Annotated in this window: 22 protein-coding genes; 10 read left to right on the top strand and 12 right to left on the bottom strand. The window is 71.4% G+C overall.

Annotated elements, in window-relative coordinates:
* Positions 1–408: 408 nt before the first annotated feature.
* Entirely contained in the window at positions 409–1,131 is a 723-nt protein-coding gene (locus H8R17_RS34300) for a DNA alkylation repair protein (RefSeq protein ID WP_187827123.1), read from the bottom strand.
* Positions 1,132–1,180: 49 nt separating this feature from the next.
* Here H8R17_RS34300 and H8R17_RS34295 point away from each other — a divergent pair, with 49 nt between their 5' ends.
* Positions 1,181–1,969, top strand: coding sequence for a TVP38/TMEM64 family protein (locus H8R17_RS34295; RefSeq protein ID WP_187827122.1), 789 nt, complete (start codon positions 1,181–1,183; stop codon positions 1,967–1,969).
* A 77-nt stretch (positions 1,970–2,046) separates the two neighbouring features.
* Here H8R17_RS34295 and H8R17_RS34290 read toward each other — a convergent pair whose 3' ends face one another.
* Positions 2,047–3,216, bottom strand: a complete 1,170-nt coding sequence (locus H8R17_RS34290) for a thiolase family protein (RefSeq protein WP_187827121.1) — start codon at positions 3,214–3,216, stop codon at positions 2,047–2,049.
* A gap of 107 nt (positions 3,217–3,323) precedes the next feature.
* Between H8R17_RS34290 and H8R17_RS34285 the strand changes: the two genes are divergently transcribed.
* From H8R17_RS34285 to H8R17_RS34275, 3 genes are all read left to right on the top strand, one after another.
* Positions 3,324–3,791 (top strand): helix-turn-helix domain-containing protein, encoded by a 468-nt coding sequence (locus H8R17_RS34285; protein ID WP_187827120.1) that lies wholly within the window; start codon positions 3,324–3,326, stop codon positions 3,789–3,791.
* A gap of 211 nt (positions 3,792–4,002) precedes the next feature.
* Positions 4,003–4,878 carry an undecaprenyl-diphosphate phosphatase gene (locus H8R17_RS34280; protein ID WP_187827119.1) on the top strand — a complete coding sequence of 292 codons (876 nt, stop codon included), beginning with the start codon at positions 4,003–4,005 and terminating at the stop codon, positions 4,876–4,878.
* 102 nt (positions 4,879–4,980) lie between these two features.
* The gene (locus tag H8R17_RS34275) at positions 4,981–5,160 is read left to right on the top strand and encodes a hypothetical protein (protein ID WP_187827118.1); all 180 of its coding nucleotides are present in this window, start codon (positions 4,981–4,983) and stop codon (positions 5,158–5,160) included.
* A 24-nt stretch (positions 5,161–5,184) separates the two neighbouring features.
* On the opposite strand, the gene H8R17_RS34270 is transcribed toward H8R17_RS34275, so the two are convergent.
* Entirely contained in the window at positions 5,185–5,925 is a 741-nt protein-coding gene (locus tag H8R17_RS34270; RefSeq protein WP_187827117.1) for an SDR family NAD(P)-dependent oxidoreductase, read from the bottom strand.
* Positions 5,926–6,119: 194 nt separating this feature from the next.
* On the opposite strand from H8R17_RS34270, the gene H8R17_RS34265 reads away from it, so the two are divergent.
* The gene (locus H8R17_RS34265; RefSeq protein WP_187827116.1) at positions 6,120–6,605 is read left to right on the top strand and encodes a nuclear transport factor 2 family protein; all 486 of its coding nucleotides are present in this window, start codon (positions 6,120–6,122) and stop codon (positions 6,603–6,605) included.
* A 72-nt stretch (positions 6,606–6,677) separates the two neighbouring features.
* Positions 6,678–8,252, top strand: coding sequence for an apolipoprotein N-acyltransferase (gene lnt / locus H8R17_RS34260; protein ID WP_187827115.1), 1,575 nt, complete (start codon positions 6,678–6,680; stop codon positions 8,250–8,252).
* Here the strand turns inward: lnt and H8R17_RS34255 are convergent.
* Entirely contained in the window at positions 8,176–9,081 is a 906-nt protein-coding gene (locus H8R17_RS34255; protein WP_187827114.1) for a Gfo/Idh/MocA family protein, read from the bottom strand. The two genes, lnt and H8R17_RS34255, sit on opposite strands and share 77 nt — an antisense overlap.
* Positions 9,078–10,319, bottom strand: a complete 1,242-nt coding sequence (locus H8R17_RS34250) for an FAD-dependent monooxygenase (RefSeq protein ID WP_399477641.1) — start codon at positions 10,317–10,319, stop codon at positions 9,078–9,080. The genes H8R17_RS34255 and H8R17_RS34250 overlap by 4 nt, the downstream gene beginning before the upstream one ends.
* Positions 10,320–10,419: 100 nt before the next feature.
* Here H8R17_RS34250 and H8R17_RS34245 point away from each other — a divergent pair, with 100 nt between their 5' ends.
* From H8R17_RS34245 to H8R17_RS48920, 3 genes are all read left to right on the top strand, one after another.
* On the top strand, positions 10,420–11,010 hold the full coding sequence (locus tag H8R17_RS34245) for a TetR/AcrR family transcriptional regulator (RefSeq protein WP_187827112.1): 591 nt from the start codon (positions 10,420–10,422) through the stop codon (positions 11,008–11,010).
* 42 nt (positions 11,011–11,052) lie between these two features.
* Complete coding sequence (locus H8R17_RS34240; protein WP_187827111.1) at positions 11,053–11,568, top strand: DinB family protein; 516 nt, start codon at positions 11,053–11,055, stop codon at positions 11,566–11,568.
* Positions 11,569–12,019: 451 nt separating this feature from the next.
* Positions 12,020–12,172, top strand: coding sequence for a hypothetical protein (locus H8R17_RS48920; RefSeq protein WP_316959610.1), 153 nt, complete (start codon positions 12,020–12,022; stop codon positions 12,170–12,172).
* A gap of 82 nt (positions 12,173–12,254) precedes the next feature.
* On the opposite strand, the gene H8R17_RS34230 is transcribed toward H8R17_RS48920, so the two are convergent.
* From H8R17_RS34230 to H8R17_RS34200, 7 genes are all read right to left on the bottom strand, one after another.
* Positions 12,255–12,740, bottom strand: a complete 486-nt coding sequence (locus H8R17_RS34230) for a hypothetical protein (protein ID WP_187827109.1) — start codon at positions 12,738–12,740, stop codon at positions 12,255–12,257.
* 217 nt (positions 12,741–12,957) lie between these two features.
* On the bottom strand, positions 12,958–13,641 hold the full coding sequence (locus H8R17_RS34225) for a uracil-DNA glycosylase (protein ID WP_187827108.1): 684 nt from the start codon (positions 13,639–13,641) through the stop codon (positions 12,958–12,960).
* A gap of 91 nt (positions 13,642–13,732) precedes the next feature.
* The gene (locus H8R17_RS34220; RefSeq protein ID WP_187827107.1) at positions 13,733–15,316 is read right to left on the bottom strand and encodes an ABC transporter substrate-binding protein; all 1,584 of its coding nucleotides are present in this window, start codon (positions 15,314–15,316) and stop codon (positions 13,733–13,735) included.
* A 259-nt stretch (positions 15,317–15,575) separates the two neighbouring features.
* Complete coding sequence (locus H8R17_RS34215; RefSeq protein ID WP_187827106.1) at positions 15,576–16,328, bottom strand: SDR family oxidoreductase; 753 nt, start codon at positions 16,326–16,328, stop codon at positions 15,576–15,578.
* A gap of 21 nt (positions 16,329–16,349) precedes the next feature.
* Positions 16,350–17,108 carry a 3-oxoacyl-ACP reductase FabG gene (gene fabG, locus H8R17_RS34210; protein ID WP_187827105.1) on the bottom strand — a complete coding sequence of 253 codons (759 nt, stop codon included), beginning with the start codon at positions 17,106–17,108 and terminating at the stop codon, positions 16,350–16,352.
* A gap of 417 nt (positions 17,109–17,525) precedes the next feature.
* Positions 17,526–17,939, bottom strand: coding sequence for a DUF3037 domain-containing protein (locus tag H8R17_RS34205; RefSeq protein WP_187827104.1), 414 nt, complete (start codon positions 17,937–17,939; stop codon positions 17,526–17,528).
* Positions 17,936–18,691, bottom strand: a complete 756-nt coding sequence (locus H8R17_RS34200) for a HipA family kinase (protein ID WP_187827103.1) — start codon at positions 18,689–18,691, stop codon at positions 17,936–17,938. Before H8R17_RS34200 ends, H8R17_RS34205 begins: the two co-directional genes overlap by 4 nt.
* A gap of 340 nt (positions 18,692–19,031) precedes the next feature.
* Here H8R17_RS34200 and H8R17_RS34195 point away from each other — a divergent pair, with 340 nt between their 5' ends.
* Positions 19,032–21,542, top strand: a complete 2,511-nt coding sequence (locus tag H8R17_RS34195) for a transglycosylase domain-containing protein (protein WP_262505701.1) — start codon at positions 19,032–19,034, stop codon at positions 21,540–21,542.
* Positions 21,543–21,571: the final 29 nt, after the last annotated feature.

The following is a 21,571-nucleotide window of genomic DNA, read 5'->3' as shown; positions in this document are numbered from 1 at the left end:
AACGAACCGATCAACTCATCGAAGCGACCCATACCGCATCAACGAGCCCAACTACCGCAAGAAACCCACTAATTCATCGACAGGCCCAGTGCCGATGTTCAGGTGCGGTTTGGTGCGCACGTATGCCGTTTTGGACATGGCGGTACCTCGAAGCCTCTTCGGTGGTGAACGGGGACCCCAAGGACTTGCCGACCCTCCCCTGCGGGGTCCGCCGGACGATCCGGAGAGGGTCAGCTTCGGGCGCCGTCGACGGCGGCCGGGATGACGCGGACGGCAGCCTTCGGAGCATCCGCGACCGCGGATGCTGCGAGGACGAAGGCGTGCCGGAACATGACGTCGATCATTACCCACGCTTTGCCCGGCGTCGAATGGTTTTCGGCAAACCAGGGCGAACCAGGAGTTGGCCCACTACGTCCTGATGTTTCGCAGCGCTTCCCGCACCGACAGGGGCGAGAAGCGGTTCCCTTCCCGAACCAGGAAGTCCCGCACGGCGTCCGGGTCGGTCTTGGCGTACTCGCGCAGGCACCAGCCGACGGCCTTGCGGACGAAGAAGTCGGCGTGCCCGGACTGGCGCAGGCAGTACGCGAACAGGCGCTCGGTGTCGGTGCGTTCCTTGTAGCGCAGCTGGTGCAGCAGGGCGGCACGGGCCACCCACAGGTCGTCGTCGGCGATCCAGGCGTCCATGTCGGCGGTGAGCTCCGGGTCGGCCGCGACCAGGGCGCCGACGACGTGCACGGCGAGCAGGTCGACGGTGTCCCACCAGGGCACGGTGGTGACGAGGTGCCGGGCGACCGGCAGGAAGCCGGACGTGCAGCGGCCGGCGTGGCGGCGCAGGTAGTCGACGGCGAAGTAGTGGTACTCCCGCTCGGGCAGCCGCCAGCAGCGTAGCGCGATCGCGGTGCAGTCGGCCTCGGCGGGCCGGGGCGTGCCCGCCAGCACGGTGCGGGTCAGGGTGCGGCGCAGCGGGGTGGGCAGGCCGAGGAAGGGGGCCACGTCCTTCATGTAGGCCCGCATGGCAGCGGCTCGCTCCGGGTCCGCCGCGCCGCCGTACACGGAGGTGACACGCTCCAGCACCGCGTCGGCGAGTGCGCTGCGCGGCACGTGTGCGTTCCCGACGCCTGTGACGCCCATGGGACGAACCATACGGCGATCACACACATTCGTCGGTTACTGTCACCGGATGCTCGATGCCACCACCCGCTCTGGGGGCACCGCCACGGCCCTGCCCCGGGCCGCCGCCACGGAGTTCGCCGTCTCCGCGCCTCTGCGCGTGGGCGCCGCACCCGTACCCACCGGTCTCGCCGGGCGCTGCGCGCGAGTCCTGCTGTCGCCGTGGGCGCGGCTGTCCCTGCTCGTCGCGCTGCTCGCGGCAGCCGCGTCGGCGGTGCTGGCCTTCGAGCCGCAGCGGCTGCTGCTGCACGGCTGGCCGCCACAGCTCGGCGGGGCCGCCGCGGCCGTGGTGTTCGCGGTGGCGTACGGGCTGTGCACGGTGGCGTTCGTGCCGCGGCCGCTGCTGAACCTCGCGGCGGGCGCCCTGTTCGGCTCGCAGCTGGGGCTCGGCGCCGCACTGTCGGGCACGGTGCTCGGCGCCGGGATCGCCTTCTGCCTCGGCCGGCTGCTGGGGCAGGACGCACTGCGCCCGCTGCTGCGCGGCCGGTGGCTGAAGGCCGCGGACGGGCAGCTGAGCCGGCACGGCTTCCGCTCGATGCTGGCCGCGCGGCTGTTCCCCGGCGTGCCGTTCTGGGCGGCGAACTACTGCGCCGCCGTCTCCCGCATGGGCCTGCTGCCGTTCCTGCTGGCGACGGGGCTCGGCTCGATCCCGAACACCGCCGCGTACGCCGTCGCCGGCGCCCGCGCCTCCACGCCGACGTCGCCGGCCTTCCTGATCGCGCTGGCCTGCATCGCCGCACCGGCCCTGGTGGGCGTGCTGGTGGCCTGGCGCAAGCGGCATCAGCTGCACGGACACTGACGAACCGTTACGCCGGCCCCCGGACGGCCCCTGTGTGAATCGTCACCCCGGCCCCCGCAGTGCCTCTGCGTGAGTCGTCAGACCCGCTCCAGCACCATCGCGTTGGCGAGGCCGCCCGCCTCGCACATCGTCTGCAGGGCGTAGCGGGCGCCGCGCTCCCGCATGGCGTGCACGAGGGTCGTGGTCAGGCGGGTGCCGCTCGCGCCGAGCGGGTGGCCGAGGGCGATGGCGCCGCCGTGCACATTGACCCTGGCCGGGTCGGCGCCGGTCTCCTGCTGCCAGGCCAGCACGACGCTCGCGAACGCCTCGTTGACCTCGAACAGGTCGATGTCGCCGAGGGACAGCGAGGCCCGGCGGAGCACCTTATCGGTGGCCGGGACCACGCCGGTCAGCATCAGCAGCGGGTCGGAGCCGGTGACGGCGAAGCTGTGCAGCCGGGCGAGCGGGCGCAGGCCGAGGCGGGCCGCGGTCTCGCCGGAGGTGATGAGCACGGCGGAGGCGCCGTCGTTGATGGGGCTGGCGTTGCCCGCGGTGACGTTCCACTCGATCTGCGGGAAGCGCTCGGCGCAGGCCGGGTCGTAGTAGGCGGGCCTGAGGCCGGCGAGGGTCTCGGGGGTGCTGTCCGGCCGTACGCACTCGTCGCGGGCGACGCCGTCCAGGGGTGCCAGCTCGGCGTCGAACAGGCCGGCCTGCCAGGCGGCCGCGGCCTTGTGGTGTGAGGCGACGGCGAAGGCGTCCAGCTGCTCGCGCGTGAGCGACCACTTGGCGGCGATCAGCTCGGCGCTGATGCCCTGCGGGACGAGGCCCTCCGGGTAACGTGCGGCGACGCCGGGCCCGAAGGGGTCCTTGCCGTCCGGCACGTTGGACCACATCGGCACCCGGCTCATCGACTCGACGCCGCAGGCGACGACGAGGTCGTACGCGCCCGCCATGACGCCCTGCGCGGCGAAGTGCACGGCCTGCTGGGAGGAGCCGCACTGACGGTCCACGGTCGTCGCCGGGACCGCCTCCGGGAATCCGGCGGACAGCGCGGCGTACCGGGTGGTGTTCATGGCCTGCTCGCCGACCTGGTCGACGGTGCCGCCGATGACGTCGTCGACGAGGGCCGGGTCGACGCCGGAGCGCTCGATCAGGGTGCGCAGGGTGTGCGCGAGGAGTTCGACGGGGTGGACGTGGGCGAGGGTGCCGTTGGGCTTGCCCTTGCCGATCGGGGTGCGTACGGCTTCGACGACGACGGCGTCACGCATGGTGCGGCCTCCTCGCGGCCAAGCGTCAGAACTCTCAGTCAGTAGGAAATCCAAACTCACTATAGCCCTTTGAGTTGGAAAATCCAACCCTCACCTAGACTGGCGCCATGGCCGCCAAAGACCCGCGCCCCTGCTCGATCGCCGACGCCCTGGCGCTCGTCGGCGAGAAGTACTCGCTGCTCGTACTGCGGGAGGTGTGCCTCGGCAACGGCCGCTTCGACCAGCTGGCGCGCAACATCGGGGCCCCGCGCGACATCCTGGCCACGCGGCTGCGCCGCCTCGTCGACGCCGGGATTATCACCAAGCGCGCCTACAGCGAGCGCCCGCAGCGCTTCGAGTACCTGCCCACCCAGGCGGGACTCGAGCTGGAGCCGGTGCTGCTGACCCTCATGGCGTGGGGCGACCGGCACCTGCGCAGGGCCGGCGACCGGCCGATGGTGATCGAGCACACCTGCGGCCACGAACTCGTGCCGCACGTCACCTGCTCGGTCTGCGGCGAGTCCGTGCGGCACGACGACCTGACCGCGCATCCGCAGGTCCCCGGCTGGACGGTGGCCGGACCGACGGTGGCATAGTCCTCCCGGCACCCCTGCGGCGTAGTCCCAGCAGCCCCACCGGCACTCCCGCCCGACCCGCACCGGCCTGCTCCGGCGCCCCTGTGTTCGGGGCTGTCACCGCGGGACGCTACGCTTCCCCCTCGGCACACCTGATCCCCGGTCACCGCACACGGCGGCTTGGTGTGTCCATCGCCCGTTCCTCGATCGGCACTTGGACTCGGTTACCTTCATGTCTTGGTTTGAATCCCTCATCCTCGGACTCGTCCAGGGGCTGACCGAGTTCCTCCCCGTGTCCTCCAGCGCGCACCTGCGGCTGACCGCTGCCTTCTCCGGCTGGAAAGACCCCGGCGCCGCCTTCACGGCGATCACCCAGATCGGCACGGAGACCGCCGTACTCATCTACTTCCGCAAGGACATCGGGCGGATCATCGCCGCGTGGAGCCGGTCGCTCACGAACAAGGCGATGCGCAGGAACCACGACGCCCGCATGGGCTGGCTGGTGATCGTCGGCTCGATCCCCATCGGCGTGCTCGGCGTGACGCTGAAGGACCAGATCGAGGGCCCGTTCCGCGATCTGCGGATCACCGCGACCATGCTGATCGTCGTCGGCGTGATCATCGGCGTCGCCGACCGGCTCGCGGCGCGCGACGAGAGCGGCGGACGGCACCGCGCACCCAAGCAGCGCAAGAGCCTGGAGGACCTCGGCGTACGCGACGGCCTGATCTACGGCGCCTGCCAGGCGATGGCCCTCGTTCCGGGCGTCTCCCGCTCCGGCGCCACCATCAGCGGCGGCCTGTTCATGGGGTACCGGCGCGAGGCCGCGGCCCGGTACTCCTTCCTGCTCGCCATTCCGGCGGTGCTGGCGTCCGGTCTGTTCGAGCTCACGGACGCGATGGAGGGAGGGCATGTCTCCTGGGGCCCGACGATCTTCGCGACGGTGATCGCGTTCGGCGTCGGCTACGCCGTGATCGCGTGGTTCATGAAGTACATCTCGACCAAGAGCTTCATGCCGTTCGTCTGGTACCGCATCGCGCTCGGCGTCGTGATCATCGCCCTGGTGACGATGGGTGCGCTGAGCCCGCACGCGGCCGAGACGGCGGGCTGACCCGCCCCTCACACCCCGCCCCGCGCGAGCGTGACCAAACCCATACCGCATGGGTAGCCGTCCGGTAGCGCACTGTCAGTGCTTGCCCCTAGGCTTGTCGACATGTCCCCCGATTCCCTGACCCCTGGTTCCGTGCGGTCCGCTGACGAGGTGAACGATCAGATCCGCGCCCTGTGGCGGCGCGCGGGCGGCACGCTGTCGGCCCAGGAGCGCGCGGAGTACGAGCTGCTGGTGGTCGAGTGGGCGGCCGCGATCCGCGGCGAGGTCGTCGAAGCGGCCTGAGCTCCGCGCGGCCGGTGCGGTCCCTCAGCGCCCGCCCGACACCCGCAGTACCGCCCCCGTCGTGTACGAGGCGTCCGGCGACATCAGCCAGGCGATGGCCGCGGCGATCTCCTCGGCCTGTCCCGGCCGACGCAGCGGTACCCCGCCGGCCATGCGCCGGGCCCGGTCCGGGTCGCCCATCGCGGCGTGCATCTCCGTGTCGATCACCCCGGGCGCGACGCCGTTGACGCGGATCCCGTCCGGGCCGAGCTCCTTGGCCAGGCCCAGCGTGAGCGCGTCCACGGCGGCCTTGGTCGCCGCGTAGTGGACGTACTCGCCGGGGCTGCCGATCGTGGCGGCGGCCGACGACACGTTCACGATCACGCCGTTGCCGCGGGGCGTCATCAGCCGGGCGGCCCGCCGGGAACACAGCAGCGTGCCCAGCAGATTGACGTCCACGACCCGGCGCAGATCCGCGGTGCCGGCGTCGGCGAGCCGGCCCAGCGGTCCGGTCACGGCGGCGTTGTTCACCAGCCCGGTCACCGGCCCCAGCTCCCGCTCCGCCGCCTCGAAGAGCCGCGCGACGTCCTCCTCCACCGACGTGTCGACCCGCACGGTCACACAGCGCGCCCCCGTCTTCCGCACCCCGTCCGCCACCGTGCCGGCGGCCGGTGCGTCCCGGACGTACCCCACCGCCACGTCGTGCCCGTCCGCCGCGAGGCGCAGACAGGTCGCGGCGCCGATCCCCCGGCTGCCGCCGGTGACCACCGTGACGGGACGTGACATGGGGCTGCCTCCAGGGGTCCGGGCCTCAAGGCCTGCGAGGCGTGGACCCAAGCCTGGCAGACTCGCGGACAGCGCGCGGCAGCGCCCCCGCCCCAGGCGATCACGACACGCCTCGCACCCGGCGATCGACAACAGCAGGTGAATATCCCGCACGCCCCCTTGGCTGAGCCCGTCACATGACCAACACTGAGCCGATGACGCAGCGCGTGGAGCTCGCTACCGTGAGGGACCAACTGGCCGTCGACGGCCTGATCACCGACTACGCGGTGGCGGTGGACGACGGCGACTGGACGGCGTACCGGTCCCTGTTCACCCTGGACGGACGCGCGGACTACCGCTCGGCCGGCGGCATCGAGGGCGATGCCGGGAAGGTCGCCGCATGGCTCGCCGAGAGCCTGGCGGCTTTCCCCATGCGGCAGCATCTGATCGTCAACCGCCGGGTCAGCTTCGGCGTCTGGGAACACGACACCGGGGACACGGCCCGGGTCCAGGCCGACTACGTCAATCCGATGGGCTTCGCCGACGGCGGCGACGGACCGGCCACGCCGGACTTCGTGTGCGGCGGCCGGTACGGTTTCGCGCTGCGGCGCACGGACGACGGCTGGCGGCTGAGCGAGGTCGTGGTCCAGGAGAAGTGGCGCCGCCTCCCCGATGGGCACCCGGCCCCGGTGATCAACTGACTGCGGGTGCCCTCTGTCGTGGATCTTCCGCAGAGCGCACACTGGGAAGCACCACGGGGTAGGGAGGCGCCTATGCAGACGCTCGGCCACTGGCTCGCCTCCCGGTGGCGGCGCTCCGGCCTCGCCGTACTCGTCGGCGCCCTGCCGGTGCTGGCCTTCCCGGCCCCCGCCCTGTGGTGGTTCGCGTACGTCGCCCTGGTCCCGTGGCTGCTGCTGATCCGTACCGCGCCGACCGGGAAGCGGGCGGCGTACGACGGCTGGTGGGGCGGGTTCGGCTTCATGCTCGCGATGCACCACTGGCTGCTGCCGAACCTGCACGTGTTCACGTTCGTCATCGCCGCCCTGCTCGGTGCGCTGTGGGCGCCGTGGGGCTGGCTGGTGCGCCGCTTCCTGGCCGGGACGCCGTCGCGGCGCCGGATCGCGGCCGCGCTCCTCGTCCTGCCGTCGGGCTGGCTGATGGCCGAGCTGGTCCGCTCCTGGGAGGGCCTGGGCGGCCCCTGGGGCATGCTCGGCGCCAGCCAGTGGCAGGTCGAGCAGGCGCTGCGGCTCGCGTCGGTCGGCGGTGTGTGGCTGCTGAGCTTCCTGGTGGTGGTCCTCAACGTCGTGGCGACCGTCCTCGTCGCGGTCCGGCAGGCCCGCGTGCCCGCCGTGGCCGGCCTCGTCGCCACCGCCGTCGCCACCTCCGCGGCCTGGGTGTGGTCACCGCGCCCCGACATCGACGACCGGGTCCGCATCGCCGTCGTCCAGCCGGGCATCGTCGAGGGCGCGAACAGCGCGGAGCGCCGCTTCGACCGCGAGGAACAGCTCACCCGCGGGCTCGCGGGCCAGAACGTCGACCTGATCGCGTGGGGCGAGAGCAGCGTCGGCTTCGACCTGACCGCCCGGCCCGACCTGGCCCGCCGGATCGCGGCGCTCGCCCGCGACACGGACGCCAACATCCTGGTCAACGTCGACGCCCGGCGCGCCGACAAGCCCGGCATCTACAAGAGCTCCGTGCTGGTCGGACCGGACGGCCTGACCGGCGACCGCTACGACAAGATGCGGCTCGTGCCCTTCGGCGAGTACATCCCGGCCCGCTCCCTGCTCGGCTGGGCCACCTCCGTCGGCCGGGCGGCGGAGGAGGACCGCAGGCGGGGCGGCGAGCAGGTCGTGATGAACGTCGGGCACGGGCTTCGGGTCGGCCCGATGGTGTGCTTCGAGACCGCGTTCCCCGACATGAGCCGCAGCCTCGCCAGGGACGGCGCCGAGGTGCTGCTCGCCCAGTCCTCGACGTCGACGTTCCAGCACAGCTGGGCCCCCGAGCAGCATGCCTCGCTCGCCGCGCTGCGCGCCGCCGAGACCGGCCGCCCCATGGTGCACGCCACGCTGACCGGCGTCTCCGCCGTCTACGGCCCGAGCGGCCAGCGCGTCGGCACCTGGCTCGGCACCGACGCGAGCGCCACGCAGGTGTACGACGTGCCGCTCGCGCACGGCACCACGCCGTACGTCCGGTTCGGCCACTGGCCGGTGTACGCGGCGCTGCTGACCCTCGCCGCCTGGTGCGCCGCCGAGGGCGGACGGGCCGTGCGTATCAGGCGGCCCGCTCCTGGGCCGCGCGTACCACCCGCTCGCACAGCTGATGGGTCTCCAGCGCGTCCCGCGCGCTGAGCACCTTGCCCGCGCGCACCGCGTCGAGGAACGCCAGCACCGCCTGCTCGATGCCGCGCTGCCGGGCCACCGGCACCCAGTCCCCGCGCCGCCGCACGGTCGGCTGGCCCTTGTGGTCGATCACCTCGGCGAGGTTGAGCACCTGCCGCTTGGTGTCCTGCCCGGAGACCTCCAGGATCTCCTCGGCCGAGCCGCTGAGCCGGTTCATCACGCCGAGCGCGGTGAAGCCGTCCCCGGACAGCTGGAGCACCACGTGATGCAGCAGACCGTGCTCCACGCGGGCGCGCACGGTCACGTCGTCGATCTGCCCCGGCACCAGGAAACGCAGCGTGTCGACGACGTGGATGAAGTCGTCGAGGATCATCGCGCGCGGCTCCTCGGGCAGCCCGATCCGGTTCTTCTGCATGAGGATCAGCTCGCGCGGATGGTCGGCGCACTGCGTGTACCCGGGTGCGTAGCGCCGGTTGAAGCCGACGGCCAGGGCGACGTTGCGCTCCTCGCCGAGCCGCACGAGCCGCTCGGAGTCGGCGAGTTCGTACGCCAGCGGCTTGTCGACGTACGTCGGGACGCCCGCCTCGAGCAGCCGCGTGACGATCTCCGGGTGCGCGAGGGTCGGGGCGTGCACGAAGGCGGCGTCGAGGCCCTGGGCGAGGAGCGAGTCGAGGGTCGTGTGCCGCCGGTCCTCGGGGAGGTGCAGACCGTCGGCGACCCGGGTGAGCGTCGCGGGTGTGCGGGTCTGCACGTGCAGCTCGATCCCGGGCTGGAAGGCGAGCACCGGGAGGTAGGCCTTCTGCGCGATGTCGCCGAGTCCTATGCAGCCGACCTTCACGGGGTGCTCTCCTCTATCGGTTGCCTGCTCCAGGGGTTGCCTGCCGGCGCCTTCCCGTTCTTTCCGGCAGCATACGGCCCGTGCGGGGGCCGCCAGTCGGCGATGCCGTCGAAGCTGCGCAGGAACAGCGCCGGTCCGGCCTTCGACAGCGCGGCGATCGCGGTGTCGCGTACGGCCCTGACGGCGCGGCTGCTCGCCATGTTGAGGCGCGCACTCTTCACGGCCTGCCTGGTGATGGCGGTCGTACGGGGCAGCCGCGCGGCCGTGTAGGCGGCGAGGCCGTCGCAGTGGTGGGCCAGCACGATCGCGTCCTCGATGGCCTGGTTGCCGCCCTGGCCCAGGGTCGGCGGCATGGCGTGCGCGGCGTCGCCGAGCAGGGCAGCCCGGCCGCGGTGGAAGGCGGGCAGCGGGTCGGCGATGTGGTGGACGTCGTGGCGCAGGACGTCCTCGGGGCGGGCGGCGGCGAGCACGGCGGGGATGGGGTCGTGCCAGTCGCCGTAGCGGCGCAGCAGTTCGGCCTTCTCGTCGTCGGGCGCGCGCTGTCCGGCGGGGGCGAGGGCGGCGGCGTAGGCGTAGACCCGGCCGTCCTTGAGCGGATGTGTCCCCCAGACACGGCCCCTCCCCCACGTCTCATGCGAGGCGAACTCGGCGCCGGGCACCGGGATCACGACCCGCCACGTGGTGAAGCCCGAGTACACCGGGCCGGGGTGGCCTGGGAAGAGCGCACGGCGTACGGCGGAGTGGATGCCGTCCGCGCCCACCACGAGGTCGGCCTCCAGTTCGCCGTCCGGGGTGCTCACGCGGGCCGGGCGGCCGGCGTCGCCCGGGTCGGCGAGGGTCGCGGCGGCGGCCGTACGGACCGCGTCCGGCGGAAGCAGAGCCGCCAGCCTCTTGATGAGCGTGGCCCGGTGGAGCAGGACCAGCGGGCCGCCGAAGCGCCGGGCCGCGGCCTCGGCACTGGAACGCGAGAGCCAGCGCCCGCTCGGGGTGCGCAGTCCGCCGTCACCCGCCCAGGCGGCGAGGTCGCGGATCTCGTCGCCGATGCCGATCACGTCCAGGGCGCGCAGGGAGTTGGGCGCCAGGGAGATCCCCGCGCCGACCGGCTCCAGGGAGCGGGCCCGCTCCAGCACGGTGACCCGGCAGCCGCGCTGATGCAGGGCGGCCGCCGCGGTCAGGCCCCCGATTCCACCGCCGATCACGACGACTCGCGTCGACTGCGCCATGGCTCCTCCTCGCAGATGACGGCAGGTGTGGTCCCGCCGATACCTAACTACGGATGTAGTGTCACCCGCACGCCGACTGTACTACAGACGTAGTCCGACGGGTAGGTTGACCTCCATGTCCGTAAGCACCACGGGCGCCTCGCGCGCCGACCTCGTCGCCGACACCGCCCTCTCTTTGCTCGCCGAGCGCGGGATGCGCGGCCTGACGCACCGGGCGGTCGACGAGGCGGCCGGGCTGCCGCAGGGCTCCACGTCCAACCTCGCGCGCACCCGGCAGGCGCTGCTGGAGCTCGCGGTACGGCGGCACGCCGACCGGGAGGCGCGGGTGCTCGCCCTGCACGAGATGCCGGACCCGCGCGGCGGCCTCGACGCGCTGGCGGACGGGCTGGCCCTCGCCGTGCACCGGTCCCTGACCCACAACGGGGACCTGCTGATCGCCCGCTACGAACTGGCCCTGGAGGCGACCCGCCGCCCCGAACTGCGCCGGTACTACGACGCGACGGGCGCCCGCTTCCGTGACCTGCTGACCGCGCTGGTCACCGCGATGGGCTCGACCGACCCGGACCGGCACGTGCTCTCACTGGTCGCCTGGGCGGACGGGCTGATGTTCTCGTGCGTGGCCGGGTCGTTCAGCGCCCGGGTGCCGAGCCTGGACGAGGTGCGGAGGGGTCTGCGGGAGCTGCTGTCGGGCATGCTCGGGCGCTGAAAACGCGTGGCACGAGCGGGCGTTTGGGGCGAGGATGCGGGCATGACGACGACCGAGCGACGCGAACCCGGGACCCTGGCCGACGAACGGACCATGCTGGAGGGCTGGTTGGAGTACCACCGGCAGACCCTCGCCTGGAAGTGCGAGGGCCTGACCGACGAGCAGTTGCGCACCACCTCGGTGGAGCCGTCCGAGCTGTCCCTGATGGGGCTGGTGCGGCACATGGCGGAGGTGGAGCGCAGCTGGTTCCGCAGGGTGCTCGCGGACGACGATGCGGGCCCGATCTATTTCAGCGAGGCGGATCCGGACGGCGAGTTCCACCTCACCGAGTCCGACACCTGGCAGGAGGCGTACACCACCTGGCAGGCAGAGATCGGGACCGCCCGGCGCAACGCGGCCCGCTTCGGCCTGGACGATGTCTCCGAGGGCCGGAGCCGGCACACCGGCGAGCAGTTCAACCTGCGCTGGATCTACACCCACATGATCGAGGAGTACGCCCGCCACAACGGCCACGCCGACCTGCTCCGCGAGCGCATCGACGGCGCCACGGGCGACTGACGTCAGCGGCGGCAGGCCCGCGCGCTCCCTGCGGGGCCGGAGATCACCCGTGCGGGGCAACCTGTGCCCGTCCGCTGTCGCAAGGGGGGCCGGACACAGCAGAGTTGCGCGGGTGCATCGAACGACGACCACAGCAACACTCCTGGTGACCGTGGCTGTCTCGGCCCTCTCCGGCTGTATGACCGTCCAGCCTCCCCCCGCGTCGGATCCGCCGCCGGCACTGCGACCGGACGGTCGGACGGAGGCACAGATCGTACAGGCACCGGCCCGCGAGGCCCTGGAGCTGATCGGCCCCTCCCGCCGCCCGGACCGGCCCACGCCCACGGCGACCCCGCCCCGCCCAGCCACGCCGACGCCCCCGGCACCGCACACGGAACCGCCGACGCCCCGCTCCCACCCCGGGCCACGACCGCCCCACCCGGAACCCCGCCAGCCACCCAGGAGACCGCGGTTGGAAGTCCGGGACCTGCCCGAAAAGGCCCACAAGGACGTGCACAAGGAGATCCCCCGCAACACGAACGTCTGCACCCTCGGCAAACGGTACGGCGGCTGGCACCCGACCAGCCCCGAGGCAACCATCTGCGACCGAACGTACGGCCACTGACCTGACCGCGGGCAACCCCGAAGGGTCTGGGAGGTACCCCCCACCCGACCCCCGGCCCGCACCAGTGCAGGGCACCTGCCGACTACCGGTACGGAGGCTCCCCCAACCGCACCTCCAGCCCCCGAATAGCCGCCCGCACACCCTCCCCGTACCGGTCGTCGCCCAGCGCATCGGCCGCCCCCCGAGCCCACCGCAGATGCGTGCGGGCGGCCTCCCCATGACCGAGCTTCACATAGTCGGCGGCAAGATTCAGATGCAGCGAGGGATAGAGCGCCCGCACCGCCACCACCCCCGCGCGCTCGGCCGGCCAGTCACCGGCAACCTCCTCCGCCGCCGTCAACGCCCGCAGATCCCACGCGAGTTCATCGGCCGGGTCATCCTGCGTGTCGGCCAGGTAGTGGGCCAGCGTGCACCGGTGCCACGGGTCACCGTCCTCGCCGATCTCCGCCCACAGCCCGAGGAAGCGATGCCGGGCCTCCTCACGGTCCCCGGCGTGGTGCAGCATGACGACCTGCCCGATCCGCGTCAGCACCGCATCCGGCGCCGCCTGCCCCTGTCGCTCCGCCACGGCGCCCTCCGCACACTCACCGGCTGTCCCCACCGACGCTAACCGCGAAGCCCACCGATCCCAGTCAGGCGCCCCCGCGCGGCGCGAGCCGAGGCGAGCCGGGCCGGCACAGGCCGTGGCGTCGTACCCCACCGGCCGGCGCCCGCCCCAACCGGACCGACCCACCCGGACCGACCCGGCCAGGCCGACCCGCCCGCGCCCCGGCCCCGCCCGCCGGTCAGCCCAGGTCCGGAATCCGCCAGTCGATCGCCTCGTGCCCCTGCCTCGCCACCGCCTCGTTGATCTGACTGAACGGCCGGGAACCGAAGAACTTCTTCGCGGACAGCGGCGAGGGATGCGCGCCCTTGACCACCACGTGCCGCCCCTCGTCGATCAGCGGAAGCTTCTTCTGCGCGTAGTTGCCCCACAGCACGAACACGGCCGGATCGGGCCGTCCGGCCACCGCACGGATCACCGCATCGGTGAACCTCTCCCAGCCCCGCCCCTTGTGCGAGTTGGCCTCACCGCCCCGCACCGTGAGCACGGCGTTGAGCAGCAGCACGCCCTGCTCGGCCCACGGCATCAGATAGCCGTTGTCCGGGATGGGCGTGCCCAGTTCCTCGTGCATCTCCTTGTAGATGTTCCGCAGGGACGGCGGGACCTTCACACCCGGCCGGACCGAGAAGCACAGCCCGTGTCCCTGTCCCTCCCCGTGATACGGGTCCTGGCCGAGGATGAGGACCTTCACCCGGTCGTACGGCGTCGCGTCCAGCGCCGCGAAGACCTCCTCGCGCGGCGGATGGACGGGAGTCTTCGCCCGCTCCTCCTCGACGAACTCGGTCAGCTCCTTGAAGTAGGGCTGCTGCAGCTCGTCGCCCAGAACCCCGCGCCAGGACTCGGGCAGCATGGCGATGTCGGTCACGTCAACGTCCTCACGGTGTGCGGTCACTTCCAGGCCACAGAACCTACCGGCGAGCACTGACAACCGGCCCCGTCGACGACCCGGCCGACCCCTACCAGCTGGTCTTCCGGTGCAGCTCCCACACCATCATGATGGTCGACGGATCCAGCGCCCGCTCCGCGCCCGAGATGTCCCGGCTCGCGGCCACGTACTGCTTGCCCTGCCACAGTGGCAGCAGCCGCACGTCCTTCACCAGGATCTCCTGGGCCTCCTCGAAATCTTTCACCACGTTCGCGCGGTCGCTCTCCCGCCGCGAGCGGGGCAGCAGCTCCCCGGTGATCTTCGGCGCTGCGTACGGCGTACCGAGCGCGTTCTGGTCGCCGACGAACGGGGCGATGAAGTTGTCGGGGTCCGGGAAGTCGGGGAACCAGCCGCGCCCGAACACCGGGTACTCGCCCTTCTGGTAGCCCGGGGCGAAGGTCTTCCAGGGCCGGCTCTTCAGCGTGATCCTGAACAGGCCGGACGCGTCCAGCTGGCGCTTGAGCTCCGTGAACTCCAGGGCGGTCTCGGAGCCGTACCGGTCGGTGGTGTACCAGAGGGTGAGCGGGACGGGCCGGGTGATGCTCGCCTCGGTGAGGATCTTGCGGGCCTTTGCGACGTCGGGGTCACCGTAGGCGTCGAAGAAGCCCGTGGTGTGGCCGGTCAGCCCCTTGGGGACCATCGAGTACAGCGGCTCCACGGTGTCCTTGTAGACCTCGTGGGCGATCGCCGCGCGGTCGACGATCTGGGCGACGGCCTGCCGTACGGCCGGCTTGCCCGCCCAGGGGTCCTTGGGGTTGAACACCAGATAGCTGATGTCGGTGCCGGAGCCCTCGATCAGCTGGAGCTCGTCGTCCTTGGAGGCGGTGCCCTCCAGCTCGACGATGTCGTCGGCGGCGAGACCACGGTAGGTCACGTCGATCTGCCTGCCGCGCAGCGCCTTGACCATGCTGTCGGAGTCCTGGAAGTAACGGATGGTCACCGCGTCGTTCCGGCGCTCCGCGAAGCCCTGGTACTGGTCGTTGCGGACGAGTGCCTTCTTGCCGTCCTCGTACGACCGGAGCCTGTACGGTCCGGAGCCGAGCACGTCGTTGCCCTCGCGCAGCTTGTCGGCAGGGTAGCTGTCGGGGTCGACCACCGACATAGCGGGCGTGGCGAGCACGAAGGGGAAGGTGGCGTCGGGCTTGTTGAGGTGGAAGACGACCTCGCGTTCGCCGCCCGCCTGCACTCGCTCGAGACTGCCCAGCAGTCCGGCCGGCCCGCCGTTGACGTTGATCTTCCGGATCCGGTCGATCGAGTGCTTCACGGCCTGCGCGTCGAGCGGGTCGCCGTCCGAGAACTTCAGGCCCTCGCGCAGCTCACAGCGGTACACCTGGTTCGAGCTGTCGGTGAAGGCGCAGCTGTCGGCGGCGTCGGGTTGGGGCGTGGTGGCCCCGTTCGGGTAGCTCAGCAGCGTCTGGTAGATGTTGCGGAACAGCTCCCAGGAACCGTCCCAGGAAGCGGCAGGATCCAGCGTGCTGGGCGGGCTGGTGGTGCCCACGACGATGGGGTCCTCGTCGTCAGAGTCTCCGGACGACAGCATGCCGCAACCGGTGACCAGGGATGATATGGACGCGATGGCCGCCACCCGGCGCAGGCATCGGTTCCGGTTGAACAACGCGCACGCTCCTCGATCTGCCGTACCAAGGGTCGGCAGACCATACCGCAGGGCCCGTGCGCCCGGACCTCCTTCGGCGCAGGTCACGTGATCGACAGCGGGATGACCGCGTGGTCACCCGCGCCGCCCGCCCCGGGCGCGTCGACACGGGCGCCCCGGCCGTCAAGATCCGACGGCTCGTGGTGCGGGCGCCCGTGCCGGGGTCGCGACGTCAGTCAGCCGGTTTCCGGCGTTTGTCAGCCGGATTCCGGCATCCGCGTCAGCCGGTGCCTGCGTTCAGGAAGATGCCGCCGTCGACGACGAGGGTCTGGCCGGTGATCCAGTCGGACTGGCCGGAGGTGAGGAACGCGGCGGCGCCGCCGATGTCGGAGGGCACGCCGAGCCGGCCCAGCGGGTAGGCCGCGGCGGCCTCCTCCTCGCGGCCCTCGTACAGGGCCTGGGCGAACTTGGTCTTCACCACGGCCGGGGCGATCGCGTTGACCCGCACCTTCGGCGCGAACTCGTGCGCGAGCTGCACGGTCAGGTTGATCATCGCGGCCTTGCTGACGCCGTACGCGCCGATGAAGGGCGAGGGCGCGAGGCCCGCGACGGAGGCGATGTTGACGATCGCGCCGCCATTGTCCTTCTGCCAGGCGTGCCAGGTCTTCTGGGCGAAGCCGAGCGCGGAGACCACGTTGGTCTCGAAGACCTTGCGCGCCACGTTCAGGTCGAGGTCGGCGATCGGCCCGAACACCGGGTTCGTCCCGGCGTTGTTGACCAGGTAGTCGACGCGCCCGAAGGCCTCCATCGTGCGCTCGACGGCGACGGCCTGGTGGGCCTCGTCGTGGGCCTTGCCGGCGACGTAGACGGCCCGGTCGGCGCCGAGCTTCTCGACGGCCTCCTTCAGGGCGTCCTCGCCCCGGCCGGTGATGCACACGCGGTCGCCGCGCGCGACGAGCGCCTCGGCGACGCCGTAGCCGATGCCGCGGCTGGCGCCCGTGACGAGGGCGACCTTGCCGGAGAGTTCAGTCATGTCCGTTGCTCCTGGTCGAACCTAGTCGAGGGGGCCGCCGGCGACGTACAGCACCTGGCCGGAGACGAAGCCGGCCGCCTCGCCCGTGAAGAAGGCGATGGTATTCGCGATGTCGTCGGGGTCGCCGACGCGCTGTACCGGGATCTGCGAGGCGGCCGCGGTCTTGAAGTCCTCGAAGCCCATGCCGACGCGCTCGGCGGTGGCCTTGGTCATCTCGGTGACGATGAAGCCGGGGGCGACGGCGTTGGCGGTGACGCCGAACTTGCCGAGCTCCTTGGCGAGGGTCTTGGTGAAGCCCTGCATGCCGGCCTTGGCGGCCGAGTAGTTGACCTGGCCGCGGTTGCCGAGCGCGGAGGACGAGGACAGGTTGACGATCCTGCCGAAGCCCGCGTCGACCATGTGCTTCTGGCAGGCCCGGGACATCAGGAAGGCGCCGCGCAGGTGCACGTTCATGACCGTGTCCCAGTCGGAGACGCTCATCTTGAACAGCAGGTTGTCGCGCAGCACGCCCGCGTTGTTGACGAGGATCGTCGGCGCGCCGAGCTCCTCGGTGATACGCGCGACGGCCGCCTCGACCTGCGCCTCGTCGGAGACGTCGCAGCCGACCGCGATCGCCCTGCCGCCGGCGGCGGTGATCTTCTCGACGGTGTCCTTGCAGGCGGCCTCGTCGAGATCGATCACGGCGACCGCCCGGCCCTCGGCGGCCAGTCGTACGGCGGTGGCGGCCCCGATGCCGCGCGCGGCACCGGTGACGGCGGCGACCCGCTGCTCAGTGGTCATTGCTGGTTCTCCTCAGGTGAGCGACCGCTTAGTACCTTCAGTGGACGTGACGCTAGAAGCCTTGGCACGCGGTGTCAACGGCCACCGCGCGCATGTGATCCATTACCTGAGCGACCGGCGCGGCGCGGACCACGCCCTCCCGTCATCGTCGCGCGAACGATATCCACCCGAAGCACCCGACCGGCCTACGACTGCGCGCCATTGCGCTACTCGGCTCCTGGGGCCTGTTGCGAAAGTGACGCCGTCGCCCGAAGGGCGGCCGCCACCACCGCTCCCACCAGGCCGCCCACGGCTCCGCTCACCGTCACCCCGACCCGTGGCGCGCGGGGCGGACTGGGCGGCGCCTCGACCGCCGGGCCAGGCAACTGGGACAGCTGACGACCGGCAGGAGCGCTCTGCTGCGAGGTGGGAGATCAGTCACCGCACCATCAGGTCCAGCAGCCGCTCCGCCTCCGCCGCCGGATCGGTGGTGAGTCCGGTGTGGACGGGGCCGGGCTGGAGGACGGTGGAGCGGGGGGCGATCAGCCAGCGGAAGCGGCGGCCGGGGTCGTCGGCCGCGGCCTGGCCCGCCGCCTCGCCGCCGGCGCACACCGCTTCGACGGCGTGCAGTGCGGCGCGTACGCCGGGCACGTCCGCGTCGGGGTCGAGGGCGAGCAGCCGGGCCTCGTCGAGATGGGTGCGCACCCCGACGTACGCCTTGGCGCGGCAGTAGACCAGGACACCTGCGTTGATGCACTCGCCGCGTTCGACGCGCGGGACGAGCCGCAGCAGGGCGTACTCGTAGACGTGCCGGTCGCCGGTACCCGCCCTGATGATGTGCCGGTCGCTCACCGGACCCCCTCGATGCGTTCGTGGATGACGGCGGCGCGCGCCAGCAGGGGGCGCGCGTAGGCGGCGCGGAGGTCGTCCGGCGCGTCGGAGCCGGGCTCGCCGGCCAGCCAGGCGTCCGGGATCTCGGCGGTGACCTCGGCGAGCAGGTCCTCGGTGACCAGGGGCGCCAACTCGGCGGCGGCCGCGGCGACATCGGGGGCGAAGGGGCGCAGGGCGTGGTCGGAGGCGTCGTACGGGCGGGCGGCGGAGGCCTTCGCGCCGGGCCAGTTGTGGTGCCAGATCATGGTCGCGCCGTGATCGATGAGCCACAACTTCCCCTGCCACATCAGCAGGTTGGGGTTGCGCCAGGACCGGTCGACGTTGTTCACCAGCGCGTCGAACCAGACGATCCGCCCGGCCTCCTCGGGGCCGACCGCGAAGGCGAGGGGGTCGAAGCCGAGCGCGCCGGAGAGGAAGTCCATGCCGAGGTTGGTGCCGCCGCTGGCCCTGAGCAACACCTGTACTTCCTGGTCGGGTTCACCGAGCCCGAGCACCGGGTCGAGGCCGATCGTGACCAGCCGCGGCACACGGAATCCGAGCCGGCGGGCGAGTTCGCCGCAGACGACCTCGGCGACGAGCGTCTTGCGGCCCTGTCCGGCGCCGGTGAACTTCATGACGTATGTCCCGACGTCGTCGGCCTCGACGAGCCCCGGCAGCGAGCCACCCTCACGCAGCGGCGTGATGTAGCGGGTCGCCGTGACTTCTTTCAGCATTTTCCCAGGTTATCCAACTTCCCAGCCTTACAATCGATGACCGGAATCTGGGGAGTTTCGGGCCGATATGGAGCATGATAACTGAGCGTGACAGTCGGCGAAGAACGTCCAATCACCGCGCCGGAGTCGACCCAAAGCCTGACACACCGAAATATTCGACGAGTCAGCCGATGGGAATATCTGCCCGATGGGCTGGTCAACATCAGGCCAAATTGTCCGACCTGCGCTCGATCGGCCACCTACGCTCGCTGACGGACGGACGCCGCGCTGCCGCGCCCCCCACATCCATGGCCTCGCAGGCGAGTCCCGGCATTTCTGTCTCACCCGAAGGCACCCAAGAATGAGCGATGACCGCAGCGGCCTCTCCTGGCCGGACGGCGAGAACACCACGCGTGCCGGCCGTGGGCCCGAAGGGGCGGCACCTGCGGGCGGGCAGTCCCCGATGACGCGTGCGGAGATGCGCAGGGCCGCCCAGGCGGCGAACCGGCGGCCGGGGCGCAGGAAGGCCGGTCACAAGGCGAGAGGCGGGTCGCGGCGACGCGTATCGCCGGCGCAGCGACGGGCGTCTGCGAAGAAGAGGTTCATCGACTACCCGCGGGCGGGCAGAGGCCGCCTGTGGCGCTGGCTGCCCTCCTGGAAGCAGACGCTCGGCTTGTTCGTCACGTTGTGCGGCGCCCTGGCCGGCGCGGCGGCCTACGCGTACGCGTCCGTCTCGATCCCCAGCGTCAATCCGAGCACGCAGACGCAGGCGAACGTCTTCTACTGGTCCGACGGCTCGCAGATGGCCGAGGTCGGCCAGGTCGACCGGCAGAACGTCAACCTCGCCCAGGTGCCCCGCGACGTGCAGTGGGACTTCCTCGCAGCCGAGAACGCCTCCTTCTACACCGACCCCGGTGTCGACCCGCAGGGCATCCTGCGGGCGCTCTACCACATGGCGAAGGGCGGCCAGGTGCAGTCCGGGTCGACCATCACCCAGCAGTTCGTGAAGAACACGTACCTCAACCAGAGCCAGACGCTCTCGCGCAAGCTCGACGAGATCATGATCTCCCTGAAGATCGGCGGGAGCCTCAGCAAGAAGCAGATCCTGCAGGGTTACCTCAACACCTGCTACTACGGCCGGGGCGCCTACGGCATCGAGGCCGCCTCCGAGGCCTACTACCACGTTCCCGTGCGGAAACTGACCATGAGCCAGGGCGCGTTCCTGGCGTCCACGGTGAACGAGCCCAGCGTCATGATGAACGCCAACGACCCGCAGGAACGGGCCCCGGCCGTGGCCCGCTGGAAGTACGTGCTGGGGCGGATGGCGGCCATCGGCAAGATCAGCAATGCGCAGAAGGACCGTTATCTGCGGGAGGGTTTCCCGGTTCCCAAGCCGATGCGCGACCGGGGCTCGACGAGCGGGCAGGTCGGCTACCTGACCCAGGCCGCCGAGCAGTATGTCGAGCAGCACTCGTCCATCACCGACCAGGAGCTGCACCAGGGCGGCTACCAGATCTACACGACCTTCGACAAGCACAAGGTGACCGAACTGAGCGCCTCGGTGGCCAGGATGCGCAAGCAGCACCTGCACCCGGCCGGCCGTGCGGCCGACAAGAACGTCCAGGTGGGGGCCGCCTCCGTCGACCCGACCACGGGGGCCATCGTGGCCCTGTACGGCGGTGACGGCTGGAACAAGGGCCACTACACAGACAACGCCAACAGCTCCGGCGTACCGGTCGGCTCCACGTTCAAGCCCTTCGACCTCGCCGCCGCCCTCGACCACGGCGCCGTGCTCTCACCGGGCCAACCGCCCTCCCCCATCACGCCGGAGAGCCGGTTCGACGGCGACGACAACATCAAGATCAAGAACCAGCAGGGGCAGTACCTCCCGGACGGCTCCGACCCCTCCGGATTCCTGCACCAGCAGAACGACGTCCCCACCAAGTATGGATACATCACCCTGCGCAAGGCCATGGAACAGTCGGTCAACACCCCCTACGTGCAGCTCGGCGAGTACGTCGGCTACGACAACGTGGAGAACGAGGCGCTGAAGTCCGGTCTGCTGCGCAACAGCCTGCAGTACGACACCGCCGGCTTCTACATCGGCACCTCAACCCCCTCGGCCATCCGCATGGCCGACGCCTACGGCACTTTCGCCGACCGCGGCATGCACCACGAGCCGTACTCCGTCGCCAAGGTCCTGCAGGCAGGCAAGCAGCTGCCCGGATTCCGGGCGCCCGCCGGCACCCGGGCCATGCCCGCCTCGACCGCCGACACCGTCTCCGACGTCCTGCAGGGCGTCGTCAAGCACGGCACGGGTACCAACGCCCTGGCCCTCGGGCGACCCGCCGCCGGCAAGACCGGCACGACCGACGACTACAAGTCCGCCTGGTTCATCGGCTACACCCCGCAACTGTCCACAGCGGTCGCCATGTTCAAGGAGAATGCGAAGAATTCGGGCCTACAGTCGATGGCCGGGGTCGGCGGCTACAGCAAGGTCTTCGGAGCCGACATGCCCACCCAGGTCTGGCTGGGCTACATGACCGCCGCCCTCCAGAACCAGCCGGTGCTCCCCTTCCCCGCCGCGCCGCAACTCGGCAAGGGCACGAACGAGAACGGCGCGCCCTCCCCCAGCCCGTCGCCGTCCCCGACCACGCCCCCTTCACCCACCCCCACACCGTCGGCGCCCTCTCCCACACCGTCCCCCACGCCGTGCGACACCGTCCTCGGCGGGTGCACCTCACCCAGCACCGAACCCTCGCCCTCGCCCCCGCAGACGGGTACGGGCTCCTGGGGTGGACTCCTCGGCCCGGGAACCGGGAGCCAGCCGCAGGGAGCCGCCCCGGGCCCTTCGGGGCGTCCGCAGAACTGAAGGTGCGGACAGCTTCCGCGGGTACGCCA

The organism is Streptomyces sp. TRM68367, assembly GCF_014495685.1.
GTDB lineage: Bacteria > Actinomycetota > Actinomycetes > Streptomycetales > Streptomycetaceae > Streptomyces.
Note: the sequence above shows the minus strand (reverse complement) of the source record. Positions and strands in the feature narration are given on the sequence as shown.